The 7,902-nt window shown below is 73.0% G+C and carries 7 protein-coding genes and 1 riboswitch; of the genes, 5 read left to right on the forward strand and 2 right to left on the reverse strand.

Annotated elements, in window-relative coordinates; all coding sequences use genetic code 11:
• Both VGD85_RS12810 and VGD85_RS12815 read right to left on the reverse strand, forming a co-directional pair.
• A partial coding sequence (locus VGD85_RS12810; protein WP_331063827.1) for a thiamine phosphate synthase occupies positions 1-255 on the reverse strand: 255 nt, incomplete at its 3' end.
• A riboswitch (TPP riboswitch) is annotated at positions 254-365 on the reverse strand. (Overlaps the previous gene by 2 nt.)
• A 126-nt stretch (positions 366-491) precedes the next feature.
• Positions 492-890: a DoxX family protein gene (locus tag VGD85_RS12815; protein WP_331063828.1), complete on the reverse strand. Its 399-nt coding sequence runs from the start codon at positions 888-890 to the stop codon at positions 492-494.
• Between the two features lie 214 nt (positions 891-1,104).
• Between VGD85_RS12815 and VGD85_RS12820 the strand changes: the two genes are divergently transcribed.
• From VGD85_RS12820 to VGD85_RS12840, 5 genes are read left to right on the forward strand one after another with little or no spacing between them, the layout of a single operon-like run.
• Positions 1,105-2,592 carry a DUF3375 domain-containing protein gene (locus VGD85_RS12820; RefSeq protein ID WP_331063829.1) on the forward strand — a complete coding sequence of 496 codons (1,488 nt, stop codon included), beginning with the start codon at positions 1,105-1,107 and terminating at the stop codon, positions 2,590-2,592.
• Positions 2,589-3,344 (forward strand): DUF4194 domain-containing protein, encoded by a 756-nt coding sequence (locus VGD85_RS12825; protein WP_331063830.1) that lies wholly within the window; start codon positions 2,589-2,591, stop codon positions 3,342-3,344. The genes VGD85_RS12820 and VGD85_RS12825 overlap by 4 nt, the downstream gene beginning before the upstream one ends.
• A complete protein-coding gene (locus VGD85_RS12830) occupies positions 3,334-6,804 on the forward strand; it encodes an ATP-binding protein (protein ID WP_331063831.1) in 3,471 nt (1,156 codons plus the stop codon). The genes VGD85_RS12825 and VGD85_RS12830 overlap by 11 nt, the downstream gene beginning before the upstream one ends.
• A 52-nt stretch (positions 6,805-6,856) precedes the next feature.
• Positions 6,857-7,231: a MerR family transcriptional regulator gene (locus VGD85_RS12835; protein WP_331063832.1), complete on the forward strand. Its 375-nt coding sequence runs from the start codon at positions 6,857-6,859 to the stop codon at positions 7,229-7,231.
• Between the two features lie 42 nt (positions 7,232-7,273).
• Entirely contained in the window at positions 7,274-7,732 is a 459-nt protein-coding gene (locus VGD85_RS12840; protein WP_331063833.1) for a VOC family protein, read from the forward strand.
• The last annotated feature ends 170 nt before the right edge of the window (positions 7,733-7,902 follow it).

A 7,902-nucleotide genomic window follows, 5' to 3' on the forward strand; every position in this document is an offset into this window, starting at 1 on the left:
CACCGGCAGGTCCTCGGCGCCGAGGTGCACGCCGTCGGCCCCGGCCGCGAGCGCGACGTCGAGCCGGTCGTCGACGGTGACGACCGCCGAGCCGACGGCGGCCCGGACCGCGCCGGTGAGGGCGAGCAGGTCCCGTGTGGACGCGCCCTTGTCGCGGACCTGGAAGCCGTCGACGCCCACCGCCGCGAGCGCGGGCAGCACGGACAGGTCGTCAGTGCTCGAGACGAGACAGAAGATGCGGGGGAGTGTGTGCACGGGAGGTGCTCCTTCGCTTCCTTCGCCGGCATGACCCGGATCAGGTTCGACGGTCGGAGCGGCTCCAGCTCCCTCTCAGTCCGCTGCCGCGGACTCCCGTGGTGGATGCGTCGACCGTAGCGCACCGTGCGGGCGTCGTACACCTGGAGACTCGCCCCGCCACGGTGTGCGCCGGCGGGTGACGGGAGGTGGCAAACCACTGAGGCGGCGGTCGCGGCCGAGGGCGTGCGCCCAGGTCAGCCGCACGTCCAGCCGCCGAGGGGCTCGGGGCCGAGCCTGCCCCAGGCGACGAACGCGGCCATGCCGAGGAAGAGCAGGTCGCCCAGCGCGATGCTCCACTCCTCCCGCACGATGCGGACGGTGACCGCGCCGGTCATCAGCAGCACCAGGCCGCCCGCGGCGAGAGGCACCAACGTGGGGGCGACGTCGAACGCGGGCGGCAGCAGGAGACCTGCGACGGCCAAGAGCTTGATGACACCGAGCACCTTGAGGAACCAGGGACTGAACTCGTCGACGTAGTGCCAGTTCGGATGGACGGCCCGGAACCGTTCCTTGGGCAGCGCCAAGATGGCGACCCCGCCCCCGAGGTACGCCGCGGACAGCAGCGCGGTCACGGTCCAGAGTGCGATGTTCAAGGTGCCTCCTGAGATCGTCCGCCGCGGTCGGGCGGACCTACTGCTCGGGAGACGACGGGCGCTCGCGCCTTGTGACGTGCGGCTGATCGGCGGCCCGCGCGGCCCAGCCGGACGCCTGGATCGGTCTGTCGGGGTGAGGCCGCTTTTCGCGATGTCGGCGGCCTTTGCCATGCTTGCGCTCCGACGCACACGGGAGGGACCAGGGGGGAGAGCAGTGAGCGAGGTCGCGAGCGAGCTCGCCCGGGTCAAGGGCGCGTTCGCGCAGCCGACGCTGACCCTGCTCCACCAGCGGCAGGCGCCCGTGGTCATCACGATCTTCCGCGCCGCCTTCGGCCGCAGCAACAAGCCGATCCCGACGGCCCGGCTGCACACCCAGGTCGAGGAGCACCTCGCCGAGATCCGCCGGGTGGGGGAGCAGGACGTCCCGGCCGGCACCGGCCGGGAGATCTGCCAGCGGTGGATGCGCGGGCAGTGGCTCGTGCGATCGCTCGACGACGCGGGCCACGAGGTCTACGCCCTGACCTCGCACGCACAGCAGGCGCTCGAGCTGGTCAAGAACCTCGCCCGCGACCGCGCGACGCTCAGCGAGCACCGCATCGCCACGATCCTCGGCACGGTCCGGCGGTTCAACTCCGAGGCCAACCCCGACCGCTCCGCGCGGGTCACGATCCTCAACGAGGAGATCGCCCGGCTGCGGCTCGAGCGGGACCGGCTGGTCGAGGGCGCCGACATGGTGGGCGCGACCGAGGACTACATGCTCGAGGGTTTCACCGAGCTGCTCTCGCTGATCTCCGCTCTGCCGAGCGACTTCGCGCGGGTGGAGGAGCGTTTCAGCACGATCCGCGGCGAGATCCTCGCGGCGTTCCGCGCCGAGGATCGCCCGGCCGGCGAGGTCATCGACGACTACCTGGCCCGGGCCGACGCGTTGATGACGGCCACCCACGAGGGCCGGGCGTTCGAGGGGGCGTTCATGCTGCTGCGCGACGACGCCCTCGTCACCCAGCTCCGCGAGGACCTCACGGCGCTGCTGGAGCACCCGCTCGCCGACCGCATCCTCAGCGACGCCGAGCGGGCCGAGGTGCGCGGCACGGTGCGGCTGGTCCGCGAGGGCCTCGACCGGGTGCTCGCCCAACGCTCGCGCGTCACGGCGACGCTCAAGGAGTACATCGTCTCCCACGACGCGGCCCGTGACCGCGAGCTCGAGCAGACGCTGCGGCAGGTGGAGTCCGAGCTGATGACCTGGATGGCGACCACCGGCCCGCGCGCCACCCACGACGTGCCGCTCCTGCCGGCGCGCGCCGGCGTCGAGCACCTCCGGGAGCGCTTCTACGACCCGGCCGACGACCTGCTGCCCGACCGGATCACCACCACCGATCCCCAGGACGCACCGTCGCTCGCGCTCGCGGACCTCGTGTCCCAGGGCGGGCCCAAGCTGGCGACGCTTCGCCAGCGCCTCGACGAGGCCCTGGTCTCGCTGAACCCGGTCGGGTCGCTCGGTGAGCTGTTCGACGAGCTCGAACCCTCGCTGCGCCGACCGGTCGAGATCTTCGGGCTGCTCCACCTGGCCGCCGACCGCGCGTGGCGCGCCGAGGACGCCCTGGAGCCGTTCGTGGCCGTGCGCCCCGACGGCACCCGGCGTACCTTCGCCGTCCCGCGCACCCCCCTGCCCGACCCCGACCTCGAGAAGGACGGCCGCCGATGAGCGTCGAGACCAGCGCCGAGATCGAGAGCGACCAGGAGATCGTCGACGACGACTCGGTGTCGCTGTTCGAGGGCGACGAGGGTGGCCTCGAGTACGCCCAGCGGCACGCCCTGGTGACCCTGCTCAAGCAGCGCTTCATCAGCGCCCGCACCCACGCGCGCGACTGGCAGGTGCTCGTGGAGCACGAGCGCGTCCTGCGCTCCCGGCTCAACGACCTGTTCCTCGACCTGCAGGTCGACCGCGACCGCGAGGTCGCATGGAAGCGGCAGGCGACTCCCGAGGCCGGCGACCGGTTCCCGACCCTGCTCTACGACGTCTCCTGGTCCCGCGAGGAGACCCTGGTGCTCGTCCACCTCCGCGACCGGCTGCGTGCCGGCCAGGCGGGCGGCGACGCGCGCGTGTTCGTCGACCGCGACGACCTCGTCGACTACGTCGCGAGCTTCCGGCCGGCGCACGCGACCGACGTGGCCGGTGACGAGAAGCGCGCCCGCAACGCCGTGGCAAGCATCCTCAAGGCGGGCCTGCTCATCGCCACCGGGACCGACGAGCGGTTCGAGATCAGCGAGGCCGTCGAGCCCCTCCTGCCGCTCGAGCTGCTCCAGGAGCTGCTCGAGGCCCTGCAGCGGGCCAACGCCACCGACGCGCCGCCCGACGACCCGGCCGACCTCTTCGACGAGGACACCGAGTCCGCAGACGACCCCGCAGACGACCCCGCAAACGACCGGGCAGGGAGCACCGACGATGTCCGTTGACGAGATCGAGGCGGTCGACGCCGAGGGGCTGTTCGAGCGGCAGCAGGTCGCCACGCCCACCGACGACACCGTGCAGTGGCGCGCGTCCCTGATGCAGCTGGTCAACTGGGGCGGCTTCGGGGGCCTGACCACGATCCCGCTGCGCGGCGAGACCACGGTCATCTCCGGGGCGTCCGGCGTCGGCAAGAGCACGATCCTCGACGCCTACACCGCGCTGATGATGCCGTCGGACACGAAGTTCAACGGCGCCTCCAACGACGCCGTCGCGGGCCGCGCCCGCGGCGTCGGCCAGCGCAACCTCCTCTCCTACCTCAGGGGCGCGGTCGACGTGGTCGACGACCCGCGCACGGGCCGTCCGGTCGAGAAGCTCCTGCGCGGCAAGGGCTCCGACACGTGGGGCGCGATCGCGATGACGTTCGTCAACGACCGCGGCGGTCGCTTCACGGCGCTGCGCACCTACTACGTCCCCCGCCGCGCGACCCGCTCGGGCGACGTGCAGATGCAGCTGGCCACCCACGAGGGCGCGATCGCACTCGAGGCGCTCGAGGCGGCGGTGCCCGAACGCTTCCACGCCAACACGCTCAAGAAGCTCTTCCCCGGCATCCGCGTCCACCGGACGTACGCCGAGTACTCCGCGGTCCTGCACGCCCGGCTCGGCATCGGCGCCAACGGCGACGGCGCGAAGGCGCTGCGGCTGCTGGCGCGGATCCAGGCCGGCAACCAGGTGCGCAGCGTCGACGAGCTCTACAAGGAGATGGTGCTCGAGCGGCCCGCGACGTACGCCGCCGCGGACCGCGCCATCGAGCACTTCGACGACCTCGAGACGGCCTACTCCGCCATGCGGACCGAGGAGCAGAAGCTCCAGCTGCTCGAGCCGATCGCCGGGCTGCACGAGCGCCGGGGGACCGCGGCGCGGCGGCTCGCCGAGCTCGACTCCTACGGGGTCACCCTCGGCGGCGACACGCCCCTGCGGCTGTGGCTGCTGCGCACCCACCTGCGCCTGATCGAGGCCGCGGTGGCGGCCAACCGTGGGGACCGGGCCTCGACCGCGGACCGGCTCGCCGCGACCACGTCGGCCGAGCGCGACCTGCTGACCGACCTGGAGTCCGCGAAGGAGACGCACCGCGCCGCCGGCGGCTCGACCCTCCAGGCGCTCGCGCTGTCCCTGGAGCAGGAGCAGGTGGTCCGCGAGGACCGCCTCGGCCGCCGCGCGGTCCTCCAGGAGCGGATCCTGCCGCTCATCGACGTGGCCGATGCCGCGGCCCCCGACGTCGAGGCGTCGCTGCTGTCGGCGGAGTCGTTCGGCCTGCTGCAGCTGCACGCGCGGCAGTGGCTCGCGGGCTGGCAGCGCGACCAGGAGCGCATCCGTCAGCGCCGCGACGCCGCGCTGCAGCGGCAGTTCCCGCTCAGCGAGCGCCAGGCCGAGCTGCGTCGCGAGCGGGCGTCGCTGGAGAGCCGCGCGGGCCGGGTGCCGGCCCGGATGCACGAGCTGCGCGCCGAGGTCGCCGAGGCGAGCGGTCTCGGTGTCGACGAGCTGCCGTTCGTCGCCGAGCTGCTCGACGTCGCGCCCGAGGAGGCCCGGTGGCGCACGGCGATCGAGACGGTCCTGGGCGCCAGCGCCCGCACGATGCTGGTGCCGCTGGACCGGCTCGACGACTTCTCTCGCGCCATCGACGGGCTGCGGCTGCGCGGCCGGCTCACGTTCGAGGGCGCCGAGCTCGACCTGCCCGACCTCGGCCCGGCCGACCCCGAGTGCGTCGCCGGCAAGCTGCTCCACCAGGACTCGCCGTTCTCCGGCTGGGTCCAGGCCCACGTCGCCGCCCCGGCCCGCAACGCGCTCTGCGTCGAGTCCGCCGACGGCCTCGCCGGGCCGGGCTTCCGGGTGACGCTCGCCGGTCAGATCCGCAACGGACGCCGCGGTGCGCACGGCCGCAACGACACGCGCAGCATCATCGGGTTCTCCAACGCTGAGGCGATCGCCGAGGTCGACGCCGAGCTCGCGGCGCTGGAGGAGCAGCTCGACGCGATCGCCGCCGAGGTGGTCGAGCTCGACCGCCGGGCGCGGCTGCTCGAGCAGCAGCGGCTGTCCTACGAGACCGTCGTCGCCGCCCGCTTCGACGACCTCGACGTCGACGGCAGCGACCGGCGCATCGCCGAGCTCGAGCGCCGCCGCGCGGAGCTCCTCGACGCCGACGACCAGCTGCAGGCGCTGGAGTCGCAGATCGCCGACCTCGATGCCCGGCTGGAGGAGGCGCGCCGTACCCGCTACGGCCTCGAGCAGCGCCAGCGTGAGCTGAACACCGCGCACGCGGATCTCATCGACGCCGAGGACCACGTCAAGGACCGGCTCGAGGCGATGGCGGCCGCCGGCCGGGTGACGATCAGCGAGGAGCAGGACGCCGCGCTGACCCGCGACTTCGCCGCCGCCGCGGCGCCGGCCGACCCCGACGACCTCGACCGGTTCGCCGAGACCTCGCAGCGGCTCGCCGGCCGGCTGCGGGACGCGGTCGCCGACGCCGAGGCCGAGATCAGGCGCGTCGACGACGAGCTGACCGCGATCTTCCGCATGTACAAGTTCCAGTGGGACTCGCCCAACCTCGGGGTGAGCGCCGACTCCTACGCCGACTACGCCCGGATCCTCGAAGACATCCGCGGCAAGGGCCTCGCGGAGCGGCGCTCGGAGTGGCGCCGGCGGCTGACGGAGTGGAGCGGCCAGGACCTCGTCCCGCTCGTCGGCGCCATGGCGGCCTCGATCGAGGAGATCGAGGACCGGCTCGAGCCGATCAACGCGATCCTGCGGAGCCTGGAGTTCGGCTCGTCCCACGACCGGCTGCGGATCCGCCTGCGCCGACTGTCACCGGCGCACGTCCAGACGTTCATGAAGGACCTGCGCACGCTCTCCTCGGGCTCGACCAGCGACCTGGGCGAGGAGCAGATGGAGAAGCGGTTCACCGATCTCAGCAGGTTCATGCAGCAGCTGCGCAAGCCCAGCCAGGTCGGGGAGGCGCCCGGCGTCCTGACCGACCGCGACCGGCTGCTCGACGTACGCCGCCACGTCGAGGTCAGCGCCGAGCGCTACGACCACCTCACCGGCGAGCTGCGCGCGACGTACCGGACGCTGGGGGAGAAGAGCGGCGGCGAGAGCCAGGAGCTGGTCGCGTTCATCGTCGGCTCGGCGCTGCGGTTCCGGCTCGGTGACGAGATGCGCTCGCGCCCCCGGTTCGCCCCGGTCTTCCTCGACGAGGGGTTCGTCAAGGCCGACTCGGAGTTCGCCGGCCGCGCCGTCCGGGCCTGGCGGGGGCTCGGCTTCCAGCTCATCGTCGGCGTCCCGCTGGACAAGGTCACCGGCCTCGAGCCGCACATGGACGAGCTGCTGGCGATCACCAAGAACGCCACGACGCACCAGTCCTGGATCACGCCGATCACCAGTGCCGACCCCGCGGCGGCGGCTGCCGGATAGCGGTCTTGTGCGGGGGGCGGAGCGAGGCAGACTCTGGGACATGGTGCGCGGCATGAGGATCGGGGAGCTGGCGGAGCGCACCGGCACGAGCGTCCGGTCGATCCGCTACTACGAGGCCTGCGGCCTGCTGCGCTCGACGCGCACCGGCCAGGGCCATCGTCGGTTCGCCGACTCCGACGTCGACCGGGTGATCCGGATCCAGGAGATGCTGGCGGGCGGCCTGAGCACGAGCACGATCCGTGAGCTGCTGCCGTGCCTGGACGCACCGCCGTCCCAGCGCACCGGCCACCTGGAGGTGCGGCTCGCCGAGGAGCGCCGGCGGCTCGAGCGCCAGCAGCGCGAGATCGCCCGGGCCCAGGAGGTCCTCGATGAGATCCTCGAGAGCGTCGCGCGCTCGCGTGAGCCCGCGGGTCGCGACGGTCCCTGAGCACTTGAACCTGACACCGGTGGCAGGTCCGACGATGTCGCCATGACGAACCCACCCCGCATCAAGCAGCTGCGCCTCGTCGTCGAGGCGGAGGACTTCGACGAGGCCCTCGCCTTCTACCGCGACCTGCTCGGCATGCCCGAGCTCGCCGCCTTCTCCGAGGGCGGCGACGACCGCGTCGCGATCCTGGAGGCCGGCCGGGCGACGCTGGAGCTGGCGAGCCCGGCGCACAAGGAGGCCATCGACCGCGTCGAGACCGACGGCCTGGTCGGCGCCCCGCTGCGGGTTGCCCTCGAGGTCGAGGACACCGCCGCCCTCACCGCCGAGGCCGCCGCATCGGGCGCCGAGCTGCTCGCCCCTCCGGTGGAGACGCCGTGGCGGTCGCTGAACTCGCGCCTGCGTGCTCCGGCCTCCCTGGAGATCACGTTCTTCCAGGAGCTCGAGGACACCGAGCAGCGCGCCGCCCGCCCGGGCTTCGCGACCGACGAGGACCGTTCGTGAGGTGAAGCCGGGCGACCGCGGTGGGTCTGGCGCCGCGTGTCCAAAGTTCCTACGCGCTTCGCGCGGGCCAGGGCACGCACCTCGCTGCGTTGGCCTCGCTCGAGTTGCGCCCGGTAGCCCTACGCTCGGCCGCCTTGCGATGCACGCACCCTGACCACGCCAAGCATCCA

Origin of the sequence: Nocardioides sp. (assembly GCF_036401255.1) — a bacterium.
Taxonomy (GTDB): domain Bacteria; phylum Actinomycetota; class Actinomycetes; order Propionibacteriales; family Nocardioidaceae; genus Nocardioides.

Coding starts and splice junctions, on each gene's coding strand:
- VGD85_RS12825 (WP_331063830.1), top strand. CDS start 2,589: ATGAGCGTCGAGACCAGCGCCGAGATCGAGAGCGACCAGGAGATCGTC.
- VGD85_RS12840 (WP_331063833.1), top strand. CDS start 7,274: ATGACGAACCCACCCCGCATCAAGCAGCTGCGCCTCGTCGTCGAGGCG.
- VGD85_RS12835 (WP_331063832.1), top strand. CDS start 6,857: ATGAGGATCGGGGAGCTGGCGGAGCGCACCGGCACGAGCGTCCGGTCG.
- VGD85_RS12830 (WP_331063831.1), top strand. CDS start 3,334: ATGTCCGTTGACGAGATCGAGGCGGTCGACGCCGAGGGGCTGTTCGAG.